Below are 21,329 nucleotides of genomic sequence, written 5' to 3' on the forward strand. Positions count from 1 at the left end.
CGGTGGGTGGGGTCGCGGTATTTTGCCAAATCAGAAAGTCTTTTTCAGAGTTTCCTTAGGTATCGTGGTGCAAAGCGCTCAACTGCTCTGACTACAGGCCCCGTGTAGGAGCGAGCTTGCTCGCGAAGAACGTGGAAACACCGAGTTTACCCAGCAAGCACGCGTTATCGTTGACGTCCTTCGCGAGCAAGCTCGCTCCTACAGTGTGCCTACACCGACACCCTACTTGAGCACCTTGGCCAACTGCCGGCAGGCAGTGTCGATCTCACCGGGCGTCAGCGCCGAGAACCCCAGCAACCAGCCGCCCCGTGGCGGCGGCTGGGCATAGAGGCGAGTGAGGCCCGGCAACTGGATACCCACCCGCGCCGCCTGGCGAATGGTCGAAAGCTCCGACCACCCTTCATGCAGCACACAAGGCAACTGCAAGCCACCGGGCGGCAGGCTGGCAGTGACCACATGGCTCAAATGGCGCCCGAGCGCCTCGGCCATGGCGTCACGTCGCTCACCGTAGATTTTGCGCATTGCGCGTATGTGGCTGCCGAAGTGCCCATCGCTCATAAACCGCGCCAGGGTCAGTTGGGCGATTTGCGGGGTGTGGCCGTCGAGAATGCTGCGGGCGTAGGTCATGGGTTTGACCAACTCCCGCGGCAGCACCATAAAGCCCATGCGCAAACCGGGGTACAGGGATTTACTGAAGGTGCCGAGGTAGAGCGTGCGCTGATAGTTGTCCAGGCCCTGCACACAGGCGGTCGGCAAGCCTTCGTAGTGGAACTGGCTGTCGTAGTCGTCCTCAATGATCCAGCCTTGACGTTGCTCGGCCCAGGCGATCAGGTCCAGGCGTCGCTCCAGCGCCAGGGTCGCACCGCTGGGGTATTGATGGGACGGCGTGACGTAGACGGCGTTGGCGCCGCTGCGGTCGGCGCGCAATGCGTCGATACACAGGCCTTTGTCGTCCACCGCGACCGGCACCACCTGCAACTGGGCCATTTCAAACGCCTTGCGGGCGCCGAAGTAACCGGGGTCTTCCATCAGGATCGGCTGGCCGCCATCCACCAGCACCTGTGCGCACAAATACAAGGCCTGACGCGTACTGGACAGCACCAGCACCTGATCCGGCGTGACCCGCGCACCGCGTTCCAGGTTCAGGTAATCCGCAATGGCCTGACGCAATGGCTCGGCGCCTTGCGGGTCGCCATGCAACAGCAGGTTCGGACGATAATCCTTCAACGCCTGGCGGTGCAGGCGCTCCCAGATACCGACTGGAAAGGTGCGCGTTTCCGGCAACCCCGTGGCAAACGCCTTGACCACCTGCTGGTCGGTAACCCCGCCGCTGGCGAGGATCTGTGCGCCCCTGGCACTCAGCGACGCGGCTTGCTTGGGCAGCACCGGCTTGCGCTTGCGCGCGCCCAGCAGGCTCGGTCCGATCTTTTCAGAGACGAAACTGCCCGAGCCTTCGCGCCGACACAGGTAACCGTCCAGTTGCAATTGGACGTAGGCCATTTCCACGGTATCCCGTGAAATACCCAGGGACTTGCACAGCGTGCGCGTGGCGGGCAGGCGGCTGCCAGGTGCGAGGATGCCTTCCAGGATCAACTGGCGCAGCACGCGCTGCACCCGCACACGCAAATCCAGGGCGGCCAGCTTGGGGTCCGTCAGGCGGATCTTCAGCGTGTCCAGTTCAAGGTTGTGGGTCATCGACTTGGCCAAATGCGCGTAAGGCACGCATCTTTGTGCGCTGCCGCCGATATGTCCACGACCAATATCGGCGAGCTTCGCGGGCGGGCGTTACAGGGCCATCCGGTACTCGATGCAACCCGAGTCTTCGGCGATCCAGTTGTAGAGTTTTTGCGCGCGTTTATTGGTCTGCTGGGTATGCCAGTACAACCGTGCACAGGCGTGGTATTGCGCATAACGCTGGACCCATTCGATCAGCAATTTGCCGGTGCCGCCGCCACGTACCGTGGGGGCCACGTACAAGTCTTCAAGGTAGCAAAAGTCAGCGACTGCCCAGGTCGAGCGATGCAACACCGCGTGCACCAACCCCACCAACTCATCGCCCTGGACTGCCACGGCGCAGGCCATGGCTTCATCGGCATCGAGCAAGCGGCTGAAGGCGGTGCGGGTCGTCGTCTCATCCAGGGTGACTTGATAAAAGTCCTGATAGGCCAGCCACAGTTGCAGCCATTGCTCATAGTCATCGGGCTGCACGGCTCGTACCACGATTGCCTGTGGGTCGTTAGTCATTGCACTCTCCTGTAGGAACCCCCGCTCCGGTGTGGCTCGGGACCCGGCAATGGTAGGTTCCCAAGGTGGCGGCAAACCGACCACTTCCAGGCCACCTGGCAGGCCAATTCGCAACAAGCTCCCCATCGTTCGGACGTTCACAATTGGTTAAGGATTGCCTTCGTATACTCGAACGCTACCCCCTTGCATCCGGTAACCCTCCCCATGACACGCCCTGCCCCGCTGCTGTTGCTGCTTGCCGGTCTGCTGTTCTTTGTTGCCCTGGGCAATCACGAGCTACAAGGCTCCACCGAAGCCCGGGTGGCCGGGATTGCCATGGCCATGCACCTGGATAACGACTGGGTGGTGCCGCGTCTGTTCGATGAGCCGTTCCTGGAAAAACCGCCCCTGAGCCTGTGGCTGGATGCCGGGGCGATTCGCCTGTTTGGCGCCAGCACTGGCGCGGTGCGGCTAGCCTCGGCGTTTGCCGGTTTGTTCAGTGTGATGCTGCTGTACGGCATGCTGCGCCGGTTCGGGCGGCCCAAGCCTCTGGCGTTTTGCGCCGCGCTGATATTGGCGACGATGGCCAGTTACTGGAGCAACGTGCGCGGCGTGGGTGAAGATGCGTTGCTCAGCCTCGGCGTAACCCTGGCGTTGCTGGCGTTCTACCAGGCCACGCGCCCCGAATCCCGAGACGCGTCTAACGCGGGCAGTTGGCTGCTGTTTACCCTGGGGATGGTAATCGCCACCTTGAGCAAAGGCGTGCTGGGCCTGGCGATGCCGGGCATCGTGATATTCGCCTACCTGGCCTGCACCAGCCTGATGGACAAACGCTTGCAGCTCGGCCAATGGCTCAAACCGGGGGTATTCACTTTGCTCGCGCTGGTGCCGCTGCTGATCTGGCTGGGATTGCTGTATCAACGCGGCGGGATGCAGGCAGTCGGCGAGGTGTTGTGGACCAACAGTGTCGGACGTTTCAGCGGCTCCTTCGTCGAAGCCGGGCATTACGAGCCGATCTACTACTACCTCGCCAAATTGCCCGAAGCTTTTTTGCCGTGGAACATCCTGGTGTACCTGGGCCTGTGGCACTTTCGCAAAAGCCTGGCGAGCAATCGTTACCTGCTGTTTTTCAGCCTGTGGCTAGTGGCGCAATTTACCCTGCTGACCTTCGCATCCAGCAAACGCGTTGTGTATCTGATGGCCCTGACCCCGGCGGCGGCCGTCCTCGCGGCCGAGTACGGCGCAGTCCTGCTCGACCGCCTGCCCACTTATCGCCGTGGCTTGATCACCGGCGTGTTTGCCCTGGTGATCACCTGCTACCTGGGTGCCGCGATCTGGTATGCACCCAAGGCCGATCGACGCGAGTCCTTCGTGCCCCTGACCAGCCAAGTCCAGGCGCTCCAGCACCAAGGCCGTCATGTGGTGCTCTATCAACCCAATGAGCGCGTGGCCGGCGCCACGGTGTTTTACACCATGCGCAACTTGCCGATCCTGCAAACCCAGGCGCAACTGCGTGCCTATCTCGATGCCCAGCCGGGCAACGTGGCCTTGCTCGATCGCATCGAAGAACTGACGACCCCGGTCACCACCCTCAAGCAAATCACCGTGGGCAGCCGCCCCTACTACTTTGTCGAACAGTAAGGCTTACCAGAGCGCCAGGTCGTATGTCAGGTAGACCCGGTAGTTATCGCGGTCACTGGCGTAGGTCGAACGGTAGGTCGCCTTGCGCAACTCCACGCCCAGGCCTTTGAGCGTGCTGTCCTGGATCACGTAGCGCAGGTTGGTGTCGGACTCCCACTCACGGGCTTCGCGGCCCTTGAAGTCGCCGTTCTGGCCCTTGTAGTAACGGGTCATGAAACTCAGGCCCGGCAGCACGGCGGCTAAATCGTAGTCATAGCGCAGCATCCAGGTTTGCTCGCCAGCCTGGATAAACTTGCCGACCCCGGCGTTGCTGAAGGAGTACACCGTCGACACGCTGGCATAGGGCAGCGCGGTATCACCGCTGACCTTCTGGTAGCCCACGCCCAACGCCTGCGGCCCCAACCGATAGGTGAACAGGCCGCTGAACATATCGCTGTCGACCTTGCCATTACGTGCCTCGCCCGCTTCGTTGCTGATGAAATAGCGCAGATCGCTGGTCAGGCTACCCGGGCCCAGCGGCTGCTTATGCACCAGGCCGAGGAATTGCTGGCGATAGAATTCACGCATTTCCCCGTAGTACCAGGTGCCGCTGAGCGTAGGCGTGAAGGCATAGGTCGCGCCCGCGAAGTCGAAGTCGCTACCCTTTTTGCCACTGTAGCCCTGTGGATAAATATCCACGCTGTCGGTGGAGTTGCGCTGTTTGAATTGATCCAGGTGCCCGCTGTGCAGGTACAGGTTGCGGATACCCGTGTATTCGATCTGGGTGCCGCGAAACGTCTGGGGCAGCAGGCGCCCATCGTTGTGTACCAACACCGGAATCTTCGGCAACAAGGTGCCGGTTTTCACCACGGCGGCGCCGATGCGCATTTTTGCGGTCACGCCGAGGCTGGAAAACTCATTGGCGGCGCGTCCATCATCGTGGACCGGCAACAAACCGGTGCCTGAGTGGGTGCGGCTGGAGTCGAGCTTGATCCCTGACAGCCCCAGGGCATCCAGGCCAAAACCTACGCGCCCCTCGGTGTAGCCCGATTGCAGGTTGAGCAAAAAGCCTTGCGCCCACTCCTTGCGGTCCTCGCCACCATCGCGATAACCGTCGTTGAAATAGTAATTGCGCAGGGTCAGTTTGCCCTGGGAATCCTCCCAGAACCCCTGGGCCATCAACGACGGCGACAGACTCGCCAACACACTGGCGGTGACCACGCCGCCCCTGGTGAAAAGCTCACGCATAACTGTTTCCTCAATGCCGTATTGTCGATTTTTATGGGCAGTTGCTCCGTGTGCCAGGCTGGACGCCAGGTCACATTGGGGCGGACACTAACGGCTTGCCGAACGCCCCACAACGTTATGCGAGAAGCGCATGACGCTATGCGCAAAGCCGCCCTTCGACAGGAAATCCACGGTGAACTTCAAGCAACTCGAAGCCTTCAAGGCGATCATGTCCACCGGCTCGACCATCGGCGCAGCCACACGCATGGGCTTGTCGCAGTCTGCGGTCAGCCGCCTGTTGAGCCAGTTGGAGGACGCCCTGGGGTTTGCCCTGTTCCTGCGCAAAAAGGGCCGCTTGATGGCCACGCCAGAGGCCGAGGAACTGCTCACCGAAGTTGCAGGATTGGTGGACGGCATGCAGCGTATCCAGCGCCTGGCCGATGAGATGCGTGTGGGCCGTTCACGCAAAAGCCTGCTCAAGGTCGGCGTGCCTACCAGCATGACCCAGGAATTGTTGCCGCGTATTGTCGCGGACTTTCTCAAGGACCATGAAGACATCGTGGTCGAACTGCTGACCGGCTCCTACGACATGATCGAGCGCGCCGTACTGGACCGTTCCGCCGACCTGGGTTTTGTGCGCCTGCCCACCGAGATGCCCGACTTTGATATCGAGCCGATGCTGCGCACTGAAGGCGTGTGCGTGATGCCGGCCGACCACCCGTTGAGCCGGCATGAATTTATCGAGGTACAGCATCTGCGCAATGTGCCGCTGGTGATGCTCGGCCGGCAACGGGCAGTGCGTACCGAGCTGAACCAGATGTTCCGCGCGGCCAACCTGACACCGCAAGTGCGGGTAGAAGTGCACTCGGTCGGGGCTGCATGCAGCTTTGTCGCCGAAGGGCTGGGGGTATCGATCGTCAACGGTTTACTGGCCAGCCACTTCATGCATTTGCCGATTGTCAGCCGCCCGTTTCGCCCGGCGCTGCCCTATGAATTTGGCCTGGCATTCCGTGCTGATGAACCTCGCTCGCAGTTGGTAACGGCCTTTGCCGAGCACCTCAAGCAACGCCTGAGCACACTCCCGTGACCGCAATTGGCAGGAGCGGTTTTGTGTAAAACGCATACCCCAACCCGCCCCACGCATAACGTTGTGGCCGGCCAAACTTTGCCCTAGTGTCCGCCCAACCAAGCGTCACTACCCACAACAATAACAGCGCACGCACCCCGCTCAGACGGGGCCGCGCCGGGGCCGCCAGCATGACCGAACCGCAGATCCTCCGTAGCCCGCCGCCCACCGAGGCGGCTGCAGACAAACCCGTGCAACGCAAGCAAATCAACCCGGCGATCATTCTGTTGAGCATCGTTCTGCTCGCCGTGGCGTTCACCTACGCGGTGAACGCCGGCAAGTTCCAGCGCCAGAATGGCCTGGTGGTACCAGGCTCCTACCAGGTGCTGGAAAAGCAGGACGCCTTCAGCCAGTTGTTCTCCCTGGAACCGCGCAAGGCCGGCGACACCGTGGCCCGCCCGGTATCGCTGGTGGAGGGTTTCATGGCCATACCCCAAGGCATCGAGAAGCGTGCGGCGCTGATTTTCATGGTGCTGTTCATCGGCGGCATGTTCGGCGTGCTGAACAAGGCCGGGGTGATCGATGCCGGGCTGGAGCGCCTGCTGGGGCTGACCCGGGGCAATATCTATGTGCTGGTGCCAAGCCTGATGCTGGTGTTTTCTGCCGGCAGCACCTTTATGGGGCTGGCCAAGGAATTCATCCTGATCGTGCCGTTGATGGTCGCCATGGCCAATCGCCTGGGGCTGTCGAACCTGATTGGCCTGGCCATCGTCACCATCTCGGTGAAGATCGGCTACCTGGCGTCGATCTCCAACCCGGTGGCGTTGTCGGTAGCCCAACCCATGGTCGGCCTGCCAATTTTCAGCGGCTTGAGCATGCGCGTCGCGGCCTATTGCACCTTCTTGCTGGTGGGCATCGCGTTCGTGCTGTGGAGCATTCGCAAGCACGGGTTTGATGCCAGCGCGCAGATCACCTTCGAAAGCAAACCCCTGCCCGTTCGCCACCTGTTGAACCTGCTGGTGCTCGGTGGTGGCATTGGTTTCCTGGTCTATGCCTCTAACCGTTGGGGCTGGAAATACCATGAGCTGTCGGCGTTCTACCTGCTGCTGACCGTGGCTTTCGCGGTGATCGCCGGCCTGGCCGCCAGCACCGCCGCCAGCGCCTTTGTCGACGGCATGAAAAAAGTGCTGATCGCCGGCGTACTGATCGGCCTGGCGACTGCCGTGGAAATCATCCTCAGCACCGGCCAGGTGCTGGACACCATCGTCAACAGCCTGGCCAACCTGGTCGGCGACCACGGCCCGGTGGTCTCGGCCTACGGCATGTTCTTCGCGCAACTTGGACTGGACGTGCTGATCCCCTCCACCTCCGGCCAGGCCGCCGTGACCATGCCGATCTTCGGCCCGCTGGGCCAGTTGTCCGGGGTCAGCCCGCAAACCACCGTGTTTGCCTTTTTGATGGGCAACGGCCTGACCAACATGATCACCCCGACCTCCAGCGGCCTGCTGGTACTGCTGGCCACTGCCAACGTCGGCTGGGGCCAATGGGCGCGCTATATCCTGCCGCTGTTCTTGATCTATGCGGTGCTGGCGATGGTGCTGCTGGCCATTGCCGTGCACACCGGATATTGAGTCGATGAGTGTTTTACCTATGCAAACCCTGCACAACCAGATGATCGCCATGCGCGACGGCATCCACCTGGCGACCGATATCTACCTGCCGGCGGGCGGCGAAGGACCGTTCCCGGTAGTGATCGAACGCACGCCCTATGACAAGAGCAAGCCGTCGCGTTCGGAAAAACAGCTCGACGGCCAGCACATCTCCCGCGAGCAAATGGCCGCCCGGTTTACCGCCCGGGGCTTTGTTGCAATTTTCCAGGATTGTCGCGGACGCTATGCGTCAGAAGGCGTGTTTACCAAGTACACCGCCGAAGGCGAAGACGGGTTCGACACCCTGGCCTGGATCGTGGGCCAGCCATGGTGCAACGGCAAGATCGGCAGCATGGGCCTGTCCTATGCCGCCCACACCCAACTGGCGATGGCCTGCCTGCATCCGCCGGGTTTGAGCGCGATGGTGCTGGACAGCGGCGGCTTCGCCAACGCCTACCAATGCGGGATTCGCCAGGGCGGTGCGCTTGAACTCAAGCAGGCCACCTGGGCGTTTCGCCAGGCCAAGGAAAGCCCGGCCGCCCTGGCCGATCCGCAAGTGCGCCAGGCGCTGGAAGCCGAAGATATCCATGAGTGGTTCCGCCGCATGCCCTGGCAGGCGGGCCAATCGCCGTTGCGCCATGTGCCCGAGTACGAGGCCTATCTGCTGGAACAGTGGGCCCAGGGCAGCTTTGGCCCTTATTGGCAGAAGCCGGGTATTTATGCCGAAGGCCATTACGCAGCGTTGCCGGATATTCCGGTGTTGTTCATGTCCAGTTGGTATGACGCCTATGTCAGCTCGACCCTGGCCAACTACACCGCCTTCAACCGCGCCAGCAGCGCACCGCAACAGTTGATCATGGGGCCGTGGTTGCACGGTGACCGCAACATCAGCCACAGCGGTGATGTGGAATTCGGCCCCCAGGCCGCCTTTGACGGCCAGGTGGCCGAGGACTGGTTGAGCTGTCGCCTGCAATGGTTCGAACAGTCCCTCAAGCCCGAGACGCCACAACCGCCGGCCAGCGTGAAGGTGTTCTTGATGGGGGGCGGCAGCGGCACCCAGGATGAAAACGGACGCCTGCGCCATGGCGGCCGCTGGTTGCACGCGCAGCAATGGCCACTGCCCGGCAGCCAATCGTTGACGCTGTACCTGGACGCACAACGCCAGTTGACGCAGCGCTTGCCCAGCGCAGACGAGGCCGCCTTGGGTTATTACGCCGACCCGGCCAACCCCGTGCCCACCGTGGGCGGAGCATTGACCTCCGGCGCACCGATCTTTGTCGGCGGCGCTTTCGATCAACGTGAGCGCGCAGACTTTTTTGGCAGCCGTGGCGACAATCGCCCCTTGTCCGAGCGCGACGATGTGCTGGTCTTCCAGACCGCGCCCCTGGCCGAGGACCTGATCGTCGCAGGCCCGGTACAGATCGAGTTGTGGATCGACAGCGACGCCCCGGACACGGACTTCACCGCCAAACTGGTGGACGTCTACCCACCCAGCGCCGATTACCCGGAGGGTTTTGCGATGAACATCACCGACGGCATCCGGCGCTGCCGTTATCGCGACTCCTGGGAGCACCCCAAACCGCTGGCACCCGGTGAGCGGGTGAAGGTGACCATCGAGCCGTTCGCCACCTGCAACCTGTTCAAAAAAGGCCATCGCCTGCGTCTGGACATATCCAGCAGCAATTTCCCGCGCTTCGACGTCAACCCCAATAGCGGCGAAGCAGAGGGCCAGGCCCGGCACCCACGCATTGCTCACAATCGCCTGCACCTGAGCCGGAATACTGCGTCATGCCTGGTCCTGAGCATTCTGCCTGCGAACATCGCCTGCCAATATTGACCCGTCTGTATGCGCCCCTTGCGGGCGCTTGTCTTAAGTGACCGCTCATCCGCGAATCCTGCCTTCACGAAAAAACCGTTTCAGCTCTCGCCCTGGCTGCCGATACGTCCTGATTATCCATCGGCTGGGCGACCTTCCAGCAACTGATGTACACGCAATCTGTTCCTGGAGGAACTCGATGAATACATGGTTTGGCAACATCAGCGTCAACTTGAAACTGGGCCTGGGCTTCGGCCTGGTGCTGGTGCTCACCTCGATCCTGGCCCTGACCGGCTGGACCAGCCTCGGTGGCCTGATCGACCGCAGCAACTGGATGAGCGACATCACCCAGCTCAACGCATCGCTGACCAAACTGCGTATCGTGCGCCTGCAATACATGCTCGCCAACGGCGACGAAGCCGTGGCGCAGAATGTCCAGGCCACCCTCGACAGCTTTGCCGAGCAGCAGCAACAACTGATCAACAGCTTCAAGAGCCCGGAAAACCTCAAGCTGCTGACCGAGCAGAAAGACATCATCACCGCCTACCGGCAGTCGCTGAACAAGATGCGCGAGGCCTACCGTAACGGCAATGCGGCACGCCAAACCATGGGCGAGCGCGCCGACGCCGCCGGCCTGGTGATTGCAGCCCTGGACCGCAGCGTGCGGCAGATGCCTGAGAGCAGTGAGCGCTTCGCCCAGTACGAAGCCGTCAACCACGCCAAGGAAGAGTTCCAGGTCGCCCGCTATGAAGTGCGCGGCTACACCGGCAACGTCAACCCGGATACCGAAGCCCGTGCAGTGGCGCAAATCGAATCGGCGATCAATGGCCTCAAAGGCTTGAAGAACGTGTTCGGTGAGTCCCAGCAAGCCGAGCTGAGCGCCCTGGAAAACGCCCTGGGCGCCTACCGCAATGCGCTGCAAGTGTATAAAACCGCCAATGCCAATATCGTCCTCGCCCGCCAGGAAATGACCGTGCAGGGCGCCGATATCGTGTCGCGCAGCGAAGCGCTGTATGACATCCAACTGCAACGCCGCGACGCAGAAAGCGCCCGGGCCCGTAGCCTGCAACTGATCAGCACGTTGCTGGCATTGCTGGTGGGGATTATCGCCGCACTGGTCATCACCCGGCAGATCACCCGCCCATTGCGGGAAACCCTGGCCGTGGTCGAGCGCATCGCTTCCGGCGACCTGAGCCACAACATCCAGGTGACCCGCCGTGATGAACTGGGTGTGCTGCAACAAGGCATCCAGCGCATGGGCACGACCTTGCGCGAGCTGATTTCCGGGATCCGTGATGGCGTCACGCAGATCGCCAGTGCCGCCGAAGAACTGTCGGCCGTGACCGAGCAGACCAGCGCCGGGGTCAACAGCCAGAAGATCGAAACCGATCAGGTCGCCACGGCCATGCACGAGATGACTGCCACCGTGCAGGAAGTCGCGCGCAACGCCGAACAAGCCTCCCAGGCCGCATCCGCCGCCGATGGCCAGGCCCGTGAAGGCGACAAGGTGGTGGCCGAAGCCATCGCCCAGATCGAACGCCTGGCCGACGAAGTGGCGCGCTCCACCGACGCCATGGCGCACCTGCAACAAGAGAGCAACAAGATCGGCAGCGTAATGGACGTGATCAAGGCCGTGGCCGAACAGACCAACCTGCTGGCGCTCAACGCCGCCATCGAAGCCGCCCGTGCCGGTGAAGCCGGGCGCGGGTTTGCCGTGGTCGCCGACGAAGTACGTGGCCTGGCCCAGCGCACGCAGAAATCCACCGAGGAAATCGAAGGCCTGGTCGCCGGCTTGCAGAACGGTACCCAGCAAGTGGCCAATGTGATGAACAACAGCCGCAGCCTGACCGACAGCAGCGTCGAGCTGACCCGCAAGGCCGGCGTCTCCCTGGAGAACATCACCCGCACGGTGTCGAACATCCAGTCGATGAACCAGCAGATCGCCGCCGCTGCCGAACAGCAAAGCGCCGTGGCCGAAGAAATCAGCCGCAGCATCGTCAATGTGCGTGATGTGTCGGAGCAGACCGCAACGGCCAGCGACGAGACAGCTAAATCCAGCGTAGAACTGGCACGCCTGGGCAGCCAGTTGCAGCAGATGGTCAGCCACTTCCGGGTGTAAACAAAAAGCCGCCCCGGCCAAAACCGGGGCGGCTGCGCTTCTCAGGCCTTAACGGTCATCGAAGCTGTCTCGCAGGAATTTCCAGACGTGATAAACACGCAAGCAATTCACTACGAGGTCCCACGTACGTCGTGCAAACTTGGACATACTCGGCCCTCCTTGAGTCGGGCCTTACCTCCAGCGCACTTACCGGAACATGTGAGCCTTTGGACGCTAGTCGACTGCATCTTTTGAGGTGGCTGGGCTAATGGTCCTTCCGCATGAATCCGGCACGGATTACTAGCCCGTGGCGGCCGGTCCAGAATTCGCGTGCGTACCCGACGCCCCCAAAAGCGACAAACGCAGAACGGGGAAGATCCTAACCAACATTTAGGCCAAAAGTGTGACCAACCGTGGTCAAATATCCAGTATTGGACGGGAGACTTATTGCAGCCTTTTGCAGCCAGAGTTGACGCGAGAAAAGCTCCAAAAACGATCAGCGCTCAATCTTGCAGGCCGATATGAACAGCGCTAATATTCCTGCGAGTCGATTGCGTCTTTTGAGAGAGCAACCCTGGCTGCTAACTGGGATTGCAATAAAAAACCGCCCTACTAAGGCGGTTTTTTATTGCCTGCAATTTGTCAATCAGCCCTCGCCTTCCTCGACAAATACCAGCCGATTGCCAAACGGATCCTTGATGCTCATCTCCCGTGTGCCCCAAGGGGTTTGCTCGATCCCGGGCTTGGCAAAGCGATAATCCTTGGCCTGCAATTGCCCAAGGTAAGCGTCCAGCCCCTCGGCCTGGATCCGCACCGCCGCGCCGGGTGACGCATCGCCATGATGCTCGGACAGATGCAGCACACAGTCCCCCCGCGACACTTGTAGGTACAACGGGAAATTGTCCTCGAAGCGGTGCTGCCAATCGACCTTGAAGCCGAGAAAATCGACGTAGAACTCCCGGGCCTTGGCCTCATCGAACGTGCGCAGGATCGGGGTGACTTTTCCTAAGTGCATGGCGCTGGCTCCTTGTCTGAAAACCCTCACTATAAAGGCCCGGCCAAGAGAAATGACAGAACCCTAGCGCAGCACATCAAACCCCCGGCGCAAATCCCCGGAGCGCGCCAGAAACTGCCCTGCCCGTTGCCCGTTCGCTTGTCCGGCCTGATAGCTCAACACGCCATTGATCCATACCCCGTCGATGCCTTCGGCAGCGCGTTGCGGGTCCTTGAAATCCGCCACATCCCGTACCCGCAGCGGGTCGAACAGCACCAGGTCGGCCCAGTGTCCTTCGCGGATTTCACCGCGCCCGGCCAGGCCAAATCGCGCGGCCGACAAGCCGGTCATTTTGTGTACCGCCGTGTGTAGCGGGAACAGTCCGAGGTCGCGGCTGAAATGTCCGAGTACCCGCGGGAATGCGCCCCACAAGCGCGGATGGGGGAATGGGTCTTCCGGCAGGCCATCAGAGCCGACCATCGACAGTGGATGGGCGAGGATGCGTTGCACATCGGCCTCGTCCATTCCGTAATACACCGCGCCCGCCGGTTGCAGGCGGCGGGCAGCGTCCATCAAGGACACGTCCCACTCGGCGGCGATGTCCTGCAAGTCTCGCCCGCCTACTTCCGGGTGCGGCGTCGACCAGGTGATGGTAATACGGAAGGCATCGGTGACTTGCTTGAGGTCCAGGGTCGAGGAGCTGGCGGCATAGGGATAACAATCACAGCCCACCGGATGGGTCTTGGCCGCCTGTTCCAGGGACGCCAGCAGTTGCGGACTGCGCCCCCAGTTGCCCGCGCCGGCGCATTTGAGGTGGGAGATAATCACCGGCGCCTTGGCGTGGCGGCCGATCAGAAACGCCTCATCCATGGCCTCCAGCACCGGTTCGAATTCACTGCGCAAATGGGTGGTGTACACCGCGCCAAACGCTGTCAGTTCTTCACTCAGTTGCAGCACTTCGTCAGTGTCGGCGTTGAACGCACTGGCGTAGGCCAGGCCTGTGGATAAGCCGAGGGCGCCCGCTTCAAGACTTTCTTGCAATTGCGCACGCATCAACGCGATTTCAGTCGGCGTGGCGCTGCGCTGCAAGTCATCCATGTGGTTGCTGCGCAGCGCCGTGTGGCCGATCAATGCCGCGACGTTGAGCGCCGGCTGGGCGTTTTCCACGGCGCTGCGGTAATCGATAAAGCGTGGATAGACAAACGCCTCAGCCTTGCCCAGCAGGTTCATCGGGTCCGGTGGATCACCCCGCAGGCTGACCGGCGAGGCGCTGATGCCACAGTTGCCGACAATCACCGTGGTCACGCCCTGGCTGAGCTTGGGCAGCATCTGTGGGTGGCGGATCACCACCGTGTCGTCATGGGTGTGCACGTCGATAAAGCCTGGCGCCAATACGCGGCCACGGGCATCGACCTCATGCTCGCCCTGGGCGGCCGACAAGTCGCCGATCTTCTCGATACGCCCATCACGCACGCCCACGTCAGCGACATACCCCGGTGTGTTGCTGCCATCAATGATCAGCGCCTGGCGGATCAGCGTGTGGTACTTCATCTCAATCTCCAAGCGGCAGGCTGTCAGGGCCACCGCGATAGTCGTCCAGGGCCAGCTTGATCCGACGCAGACGCTCCTGGTTGTCGTCCGGCAAGGCCAGGGCCAGTTCGGTAGCGAGCACATCAATGGCCAGCAGCATGCCGTAGCGCGCCGCCGTGGGTTTGTAGATAAAACTGGTTTCGGCCGGTTGCAGTGGCAGCAGCACGTCGGCCAATTGTGCCAGCGGTGAATCGGCCAGGGTGATGGCGACAATCCGAGCGCCGTAGTTGCGGGCCAGTTCCACCACGCCCAGCAACTCGGGCGTGCGGCCAGTCAGGGAGCAGACAATCAGCGCATGCTCCGGTCCCAATGTCGCGGCGGTGACGCGCATCATCACTGGGTCATGGCAGGCCGCAATCGGATAACCCAAACGCACCAGGCGCACCTGCAACTCGTCGCTGCACAGGCTCGACGGGCCGCCCATGCCGAACGCGTGGGTCATCCGCGCCTTGCCCAACAGGTTCACCGCATCGACAAAAGCGGCCTGGTTGAAGCCCGACAGGTGCTGGCGCAAGGTCGCTTCGATATCACCGAGGATCTGCCGATGAAACGCCGACTGCTCGGGCAACCCCGCCGGGTCGAGAAAACGGCTGCCTACGCCGCTGGCCTGGGCCAGTTGCAGGCGCAGGTCACGCAAGTCACGGCAACCGACGCTGCGGGCAAAGCGCGACAGGGTGGCGGTGCTGACCTCGGCGCGCAGGGACAACTCTTCCAGGCTGGCGGATGCGGCGAAGCCCACATCGTCAAGCATCAGCCGGGCGATACGCCCTTCACCGGCGCTGAAGGAATCCTGGCGGGCGCGGATCTGGTAGAGGATGTCCATGGAGTCTCCGGGTTACAGGATGAGGCTCATAAAACAAGAGACAGGCCGTAGGTCAGACCGAAGGCGACCAGCGAAATCAAAGTCTCCAGCACGGTCCAGGTCTTGAAGGTCTGGATCACCGTCATATTGAAGTATTCCTTGATCAGCCAGAAGCCGCCGTCGTTGACGTGGGAAAAGATCACCGAGCCAGCACCGGTCGCCAGCACCAGCAATTCCGGGTGTGGATAACCCAGGCCCAGGGCCACAGGTGCGACAACGCCCGAAGCGGTGGTCATGGCCACAGTGGCCGAGCCGGTGGCAATGCGCATCAGCGCGGCGAACAACCAGCCCATCACCAGCGGCGACAGGTTGAAGGCATTGGCCATGCCGAGGATTTCGTGGGTCACCCCGGCGTCCACCAGGATCCGGTTCAAGCCACCGCCCGCGCCCACCAGCAAGGTGATGCTGGCGGTCGGTGCCAGGCATTCGTTGGTGAACTTGAGGATCGACTCGCGGTTAAAGCCCTGGGCCAGGCCCAGGGTCCAGAAGCTGAGCAAGGTCGCCACCAGCAAGGCAATCACCGAGTTGCCGATAAACAACAGGAACTGGTTGAAGCCGCTGCCGGGCGTGGAGATCAGGTTGGCCCAACCGCCGATCATCATCAGCACCACTGGCAACAGGATCGTGCCCATGGTCAGGCCAAAACTTGGCAGACGGGTGCGTGGTTCGCGCTCGATGAACTGGCGCTCCAGCGGGTTCTCGGCAGGCAAGTGAATGCGCGGCACGATGAACTTGGCATACACCGGGCCGGCGATGATCGCGGTAGGGATACCGATCAAAATCGCATACAGCACGGTCTGCCCGACGGAGGCGTTGTACGCCAGCACCGCCATCATCGCCGCCGGGTGTGGTGGTACCAGAGCATGTACCACCGACAGGCCGGCAACCATCGGCAGGCCGACCATCAGGATCGACACACCCACGCGCCGGGCCACGGTAAAGGCAATCGGCACCAGCAATACAAAACCGACTTCGAAAAACAGCGGCAGCCCCACCAGGAAGGCAATGCACACCATGGCCCAATGGGCATTACGCTCGCCGAAGCGGTCGATCAGGGTACGTGCCACCTGCTCGGCACCACCGGACTCGGCCATCATTTTGCCGAGCATCGTGCCCAGGGCCACCACCAGCGCAATATGCCCCAGGGTCTTGCCAACACCCGCTTCATAGGAGCCCATGATCGTATCCGCCGGCATCCCGGCCAGCAGCGCCAGGCCAATGGACACCAGGGTGATGACGATAAACGGATTGAGCCGATAACGTGCAATCAGCACGATCAATGCAATGATGGCGATGGCAGCGTATGCCAACAGCCAGATGCCCGGTGATGCGGCCATGCGGTACTCCTCGGAAAGGGTCACGTCGAATTGGTTGTGAAACTCATAAATCATTACCTGTGAGTATTTTCAAATTTTATGAAAGTAATTTTCGCGAACGGATAAGCGTTGTCGCTTTGGGACATGCCCACAGAGCCAGGATGAAAATCAGGGGATAGTTCTTACATGCAGGCTGCAGCGGGTAGGGGAAACTCGACTGCCGCTTTCCGGTCATAGATTGCGCATCGAATCCCACTCAGGAAATCCACCATGAACCGCACAACCCTCGCCGCCAGCGCGCTATTGCTGGCCTTGTCCGGCACCGCAGCGGCCAGCAGCCCGGCACTGCAAAAGTGCCTGGACAGCGCCAGCAATACCGCCGCGATAGTCGGCTGCAACGCCCAGGAAACCAAGATCCAGGACAAGCGCCTGAACAGCGCCTACAAGACCGCACTGCAGGCCCAGCAAGGCCCACGCAAGCAGCAATTGCAGGATGTGCAGCGCCTGTGGATCAAATACCGCGATGCCAATTGCGCCTTCGCCGGCTCCGCGACCGGCGGCAGCATCGATCAGATCAACGGCTCCGGCTGTGTGCTGGACATGACACAGACCCGCGCCGAAGAACTGGAAAACCTCGTCGGACCTTGATCCCTGTGGGAGCGGGCTTGCCCGCGAAAAACCTGAGAGCGCCGCGTGTATCCAGAAAGCCCGCGTGATCGTTGACGCTTTTCGCGAGCAAGCTCGCTCCTACAGGGGGGTCAGTCGTGCTGTACCCGCGCACGCTTAAGCAGTTTCTTGCAGCGCTCCGACAAGTGCAGCACCCGTAGGTGCTTGCCGGCCTTGCTGTAGCGCTCGCGCAAGGTCATCAACGCCGCGATGGCGGAGTAGTCGACAAAGCTCAGGTGCCGGCAGTCCAGCGTGACCTGGGCCGGATCGCTGGCCGGGTCGAACTGGTTCAAGAACGGCGTGGTCGAGGCAAAGAACAAGGTGCCGTGCAAACGGTAGAGCTTGCTGCCATCCGCCTCCAGATGTTCATCGGCATACAGCTCGCGGGCCTGTTGCCAGGCAAAGTTGAGCGCGGCAATCACAATCCCGCACAGCACCGCGGTGGCCAGGTCGGTAAAGACAGTGATCACCGTCACCGCCATGATCACCAACACATCATTGAGCGGCACTTTGTTGATGACCCGCAGCGACGCCCAGGCAAAGGTCTGCTGGGACACCACGAACATCACCCCCACCAGCGCTGCCAGGGGAATGCGCTCGATCAGCGGCGACAGGAACAGGATAAACAGCAGGATCATCACCCCGGCAAACACCCCGGAAAAACGCCCGCGCCCGCCCGAGCTGAGGTTGATCACCGTCTGCCCGATCATCGCGCAGCCGCCCATGCCGCCAAACACCCCGCTGACCATATTCGCCGCGCCCAGGGCCACGCTTTCACGGTCGGGGTAGCCGCGGGTCTCGGTGATTTCATCGGTGAGGTTCAGGGTCAGCAGGGTTTCCAGCAGCCCCACCATCGCCATCAAAAACGCGTAGGGCGCGATGATGCCGAGGGTTTCCAGGGTCCAGGGAATCTGCGGCAGCGCGAAGGTCGGCAGGCCACCGGCGATATGGGCCATGTCGCCCAGGGTGCGGGTGGGCAAGCCCAGCAGGTACACTGCAAGCCCCACGCCGAGAATCGCCACCAGCGCCGGCGGTACCGCGCGGGTCAGGCGCGGCAACAGGTAGACGATGGCCATGGTGGCCGCCACCAGCCCCGTCATCACATACAACGGCGTGCCGCTGAGCCAGGTCTCACCGCTCTTGAAATGCTCCAGTTGCGCCAGGGCAATGATGATCGCCAGGCCGTTGACGAAACCGAGCATCACCGGGTGCGGCACCATGCGCACCAGTTTGCCCAGGCGCAGCAGGCCGAAGGCAATCATGATCAGGCCGCCCAGCAGCACCGTCGCCAGCAAGTACTCCACCCCGTGCTGCACCACCAGCGCGACGATCACCACCGCCATCGACCCCGCCGCCCCCGAGACCATCCCCGGCCGACCACCGAACAACGCGGTCAAGGTACAGATGATGAAGGCGCCGTAGAGCCCCATCAGCGGGTTGAGGTGGGCCACCAGGGCAAAGGCGATGCATTCGGGCAGCAAGGCAAAAGACGTGGTTAGTCCGGCCAGGGCGTCGGCGCGCAGACGAGAGAGCTTCATGGGTATACCGGGGAGTGGCGGGGAGTGAGGCCGGGAATGGTACGCAAATGCGCAAAGCGCAGCTAGTCGGCGTAGCGCGCCAACTTCTCCTGGATAAAGTCCAAGAAGCACTGGATACGCAGGGCCAACTGCGAGTTGCGGTAGTACACCGCATTGATCGGCTGGCGATAACCGCTGTTGAACGGGGCGAGCACCGTCTGCAAGCGGCCAGCGTTGATGTCTTCGATGGTCATGAAATGCGACAGGCAGGCGATCCCCTGCCCTTCCAGCGCCAACTGGCGCAGGGTTTCACCGCTGGACGCAGCAATCCCCGGTTCGATCTGCCAGCGATCACCCTGCACATGGCGCAACGGCCAGTGGTTGAGGGTTTCGGTCTGGGTGAAACCCAGTAACGTGTGGTTCGCCAACTCGGCCACCGTGCTCGGCGTACCGTGTTGCGCAAGGTACGCGGGGCTGGCGAGGATATGCAGCGGGCTGCAACCCAGGGAGCGGGCGTGCAGGGTCGAATCCGCCAGGGTGCCGATGCGGATCGCAATATCGGTGCTCTGCTCCAGCAGGTCGATGATCAGGTCGTTGCTGTTGAGCTCCAGCTGGATATCCGGGTACAGGCGGCGGAACTCGGCGACGTACGGCACGATGGCATGCAGCATGAACGGCGACGCGGCGTTGATCCGCAGGCGCCCGGACGGGGTTTTCTGCCGCGACGACAGGCGCTCTTCCAACTCCTCCATCTGCGCCAGGATCAGCTTGGCCTGTTCGAAGAAGTACTTGCCCTCTTCGGTCAGGTCCATGCGCCGCGTAGTGCGGTTGATCAGGGTGGTGTCGAGCTTGGCTTCAAGCCGCGACAAGCTACGGCTGACCGCCGAAGGCGTCTGCCCGACCTGTTCGGCAGCGGCGGAAATCGACCCGCATTCAATCACGCAGACAAAGATCTGTAGCTCATCGGATCGGGCTTTCAACGTGAATCCTCGTGAATACGGCTGCGTGGATACTAGCCGTATTACAGCGTCAGGTTAAACACCTGGGCCAGATGCTGCTCGTAGCGCAACACATCGGCCTCGATGGATGGGCGTTTCATCACGTCCACACAGAGGAACGTCGGCAGGCCGCTCATGCCAAGGAACTGGTTGGCCTTGTGAAACGGGAAGTACACCGCATCCACACCCTTGGCTTCGAAGAAATCGCTCGGATCGTCGAAGGCCGCCTGCGGCGCGTTCCAGGTCAGCGACAACATGTATTGCTTGCCCTGGATCAGGCCGCCGCTGCCGTATTTCTGCGACGCATCGGAACGGGTGCGGCCATCGCTGGCGTACAGGCTGCCGTGGCCTTCGGTGAACACCTCGTCGATGTACTTCTTGACGATCCACGGTGCGCCCATCCACCAGCCGGGCATCTGGTAGATGATCACGTCGGCCCAGAGGAACTTGGCGACTTCTTCAGCGACGTCATAGCCGGCGTCGATATGGGTGACTTTCACGTCGATACCACCACGGTCCAGCACGGCCAGGGCGGCGTCGTGCAGGGTGTTGTTGTAGCGACCGTCAGAGTGGGCGAATTTTTTACCACCGTTGAGCAACAGAACTTTTTTCATGGGGGGTTAACCTGAAGGCTGAAAATGTATGAGCGCAGGCTACGGGCAACCCCTCGGGTGAGTAAGTCACGGATCGGCAAAACACTTTTGACCTTCAAGCACGAGTAATCATTTGATTGTTGCGCTAGCCGCCAATCAGCAAGTGCCCGCCCAGTGCCGCCATGCCGATGAAGAACACGCGCTTGAACAGCACGGCACTGATACGCTGGCGCAGCTTTTGCCCCAGCCACATGCCCAGCAGCGCCGGCACCAGCGCCAACAGCGAGGCATTGAGTTCGCCAGCACCGAGGTTACCGCGCCAGAGCAGCCCGGCCGCCAGGGCCAGGGTGGAGACGGTGAAGGACAGGCCCAGCGCCTGCACCAGTTGGTCACGGCTCAAGCCCAGTGCTTGCAGGTAGGGCACGGCCGGGATCACGAAGACGCCGGTGGCCGAGGTGATGATCCCTGTCAGCAGGCCACACACCGGGCCCAGCCAACGCTCGGCGGCCGCAGGCACGCTGAACGCCGGCAGGAACAACCCGCACAGCGCATACACCAGCAATGCCCCGCCCAATGCCCGCACCACCCATGCACCACCGTCCATGCCCAGCCACAGCGAACCGAGCCCGGTGCCGAGGAAAATCAGCAGGAACATGGGCCACAGGCGCTTGCTCAAGGCGCCCAAGTGCCCACCGAAGGCCAGTTGCCAGAGGTTGGTGATGGTAGACGGGATGATCAGCAGGGCCGCAGCCTGCACCGGCAGCATAGCCAGGCCGAGCAGGCCCATGGCGACGGTGGGCAGGCCCAGGCCGATCACGCCCTTGACGGTGCCAGCCAGCAGGAAGGTGCCGATCACCAGCAGCGTCAGGGCTGGTCCGAGGTTTTGGTAGAACGCGAGGAAGGTCGTCATGGCGGGAATTGTGCGGGTTTGGCGTGGGGTTGGAAATTCGCCATATACTGAGGCAGCCTCTTGTTTTGCATGAGGCTCAGAACGCTATCGCAGGCAAGCCAGCTCCCACATTTGGATTTGTGAACACATTCAAATGGACTGCCCCCGAAAAGTTGGACAGTTTCAGCTAGCAGCCTCAGCAGCA

16 protein-coding genes and 2 pseudogenes are annotated in these 21,329 nt (G+C 61.8%); 7 read left to right on the plus strand and 11 right to left on the minus strand.

All coding sequences use genetic code 11. The features are described from left to right. Positions 1–222: 222 nt before the first annotated feature. Together pdxR and KL786_RS27630 are read right to left on the minus strand one after the other, a co-directional pair. On the minus strand, positions 223–1,695 hold the full coding sequence (pdxR, locus tag KL786_RS27625) for a MocR-like pyridoxine biosynthesis transcription factor PdxR (protein WP_215519594.1): 1,473 nt from the start codon (positions 1,693–1,695) through the stop codon (positions 223–225). 90 nt (positions 1,696–1,785) lie between these two features. After that, complete coding sequence (locus KL786_RS27630; protein ID WP_215519595.1) at positions 1,786–2,244, minus strand: GNAT family N-acetyltransferase; 459 nt, start codon at positions 2,242–2,244, stop codon at positions 1,786–1,788. A gap of 204 nt (positions 2,245–2,448) precedes the next feature. Here KL786_RS27630 and KL786_RS27635 point away from each other — a divergent pair, with 204 nt between their 5' ends. Continuing rightward, positions 2,449–3,864, plus strand: a complete 1,416-nt coding sequence (locus KL786_RS27635) for an ArnT family glycosyltransferase (RefSeq protein WP_215519596.1) — start codon at positions 2,449–2,451, stop codon at positions 3,862–3,864. Between the two features lie 3 nt (positions 3,865–3,867). Here the strand turns inward: KL786_RS27635 and KL786_RS27640 are convergent, their stop codons facing one another. Beyond that, positions 3,868–5,091: an OprD family porin gene (locus KL786_RS27640; protein WP_215519597.1), complete on the minus strand. Its 1,224-nt coding sequence runs from the start codon at positions 5,089–5,091 to the stop codon at positions 3,868–3,870. Positions 5,092–5,263: 172 nt separating this feature from the next. Here KL786_RS27640 and KL786_RS27645 point away from each other — a divergent pair, with 172 nt between their 5' ends. The 5 genes and pseudogenes from KL786_RS27645 to KL786_RS30205 form a co-directional block, all read left to right on the plus strand. After that, positions 5,264–6,157, plus strand: coding sequence for a LysR family transcriptional regulator (locus KL786_RS27645; RefSeq protein WP_215519598.1), 894 nt, complete (start codon positions 5,264–5,266; stop codon positions 6,155–6,157). Positions 6,158–6,327: 170 nt separating this feature from the next. Further along, positions 6,328–7,767: a YfcC family protein gene (locus KL786_RS27650; protein WP_215519599.1), complete on the plus strand. Its 1,440-nt coding sequence runs from the start codon at positions 6,328–6,330 to the stop codon at positions 7,765–7,767. Positions 7,768–7,786: 19 nt separating this feature from the next. Beyond that, entirely contained in the window at positions 7,787–9,622 is a 1,836-nt protein-coding gene (locus KL786_RS27655) for a CocE/NonD family hydrolase (protein ID WP_215519609.1), read from the plus strand. A gap of 178 nt (positions 9,623–9,800) precedes the next feature. After that, positions 9,801–10,865, plus strand: a pseudogene (locus KL786_RS30200) (methyl-accepting chemotaxis protein); the annotation flags it as partial. Positions 10,866–11,123: 258 nt separating this feature from the next. Then, positions 11,124–11,720: pseudogene (locus KL786_RS30205) on the plus strand (methyl-accepting chemotaxis protein); the annotation flags it as partial. Positions 11,721–12,345: 625 nt separating this feature from the next. On the opposite strand, the gene KL786_RS27665 reads toward KL786_RS30205, so the two are convergent. The 4 genes from KL786_RS27665 to KL786_RS27680 all read right to left on the minus strand — a co-directional run bounded on the left by KL786_RS27665 (position 12,346) and on the right by KL786_RS27680 (position 16,536). After that, the gene (locus KL786_RS27665; protein WP_032862839.1) at positions 12,346–12,714 is read right to left on the minus strand and encodes a glyoxalase superfamily protein; all 369 of its coding nucleotides are present in this window, start codon (positions 12,712–12,714) and stop codon (positions 12,346–12,348) included. 63 nt (positions 12,715–12,777) lie between these two features. Beyond that, positions 12,778–14,244, minus strand: coding sequence for an N-acyl-D-amino-acid deacylase family protein (locus KL786_RS27670; protein WP_215519601.1), 1,467 nt, complete (start codon positions 14,242–14,244; stop codon positions 12,778–12,780). A 1-nt stretch (position 14,245) separates the two neighbouring features. Continuing rightward, a complete protein-coding gene (locus KL786_RS27675; RefSeq protein ID WP_215519602.1) occupies positions 14,246–15,106 on the minus strand; it encodes a MurR/RpiR family transcriptional regulator in 861 nt (286 codons plus the stop codon). A 26-nt stretch (positions 15,107–15,132) separates the two neighbouring features. Then, complete coding sequence (locus KL786_RS27680) at positions 15,133–16,536, minus strand: GntT/GntP/DsdX family permease (RefSeq protein WP_215519603.1); 1,404 nt, start codon at positions 16,534–16,536, stop codon at positions 15,133–15,135. A 195-nt stretch (positions 16,537–16,731) separates the two neighbouring features. On the opposite strand from KL786_RS27680, the gene KL786_RS27685 reads away from it, so the two are divergent. Next, the gene (locus KL786_RS27685) at positions 16,732–17,109 is read left to right on the plus strand and encodes a lysozyme inhibitor LprI family protein (protein WP_215519604.1); all 378 of its coding nucleotides are present in this window, start codon (positions 16,732–16,734) and stop codon (positions 17,107–17,109) included. Between the two features lie 110 nt (positions 17,110–17,219). Here KL786_RS27685 and KL786_RS27690 read toward each other — a convergent pair whose 3' ends face one another. The 4 genes from KL786_RS27690 to KL786_RS27705 all read right to left on the minus strand — a co-directional run bounded on the left by KL786_RS27690 (position 17,220) and on the right by KL786_RS27705 (position 21,145). Continuing rightward, complete coding sequence (locus KL786_RS27690; RefSeq protein WP_215519605.1) at positions 17,220–18,665, minus strand: SulP family inorganic anion transporter; 1,446 nt, start codon at positions 18,663–18,665, stop codon at positions 17,220–17,222. A 62-nt stretch (positions 18,666–18,727) separates the two neighbouring features. Beyond that, entirely contained in the window at positions 18,728–19,624 is an 897-nt protein-coding gene (locus KL786_RS27695; RefSeq protein ID WP_215519606.1) for a LysR family transcriptional regulator, read from the minus strand. 41 nt (positions 19,625–19,665) lie between these two features. Continuing rightward, positions 19,666–20,256 (minus strand): NADPH:quinone oxidoreductase MdaB, encoded by a 591-nt coding sequence (gene mdaB, locus KL786_RS27700; protein WP_215519607.1) that lies wholly within the window; start codon positions 20,254–20,256, stop codon positions 19,666–19,668. A 124-nt stretch (positions 20,257–20,380) separates the two neighbouring features. Continuing rightward, positions 20,381–21,145, minus strand: a complete 765-nt coding sequence (locus tag KL786_RS27705) for a sulfite exporter TauE/SafE family protein (RefSeq protein ID WP_215519608.1) — start codon at positions 21,143–21,145, stop codon at positions 20,381–20,383. Positions 21,146–21,329: the final 184 nt, after the last annotated feature.

The sequence above is a fragment of the Pseudomonas sp. TAE6080 genome, from assembly GCF_018732265.1.
In the GTDB taxonomy this organism is placed as follows: domain Bacteria; phylum Pseudomonadota; class Gammaproteobacteria; order Pseudomonadales; family Pseudomonadaceae; genus Aquipseudomonas; species Aquipseudomonas brenneri.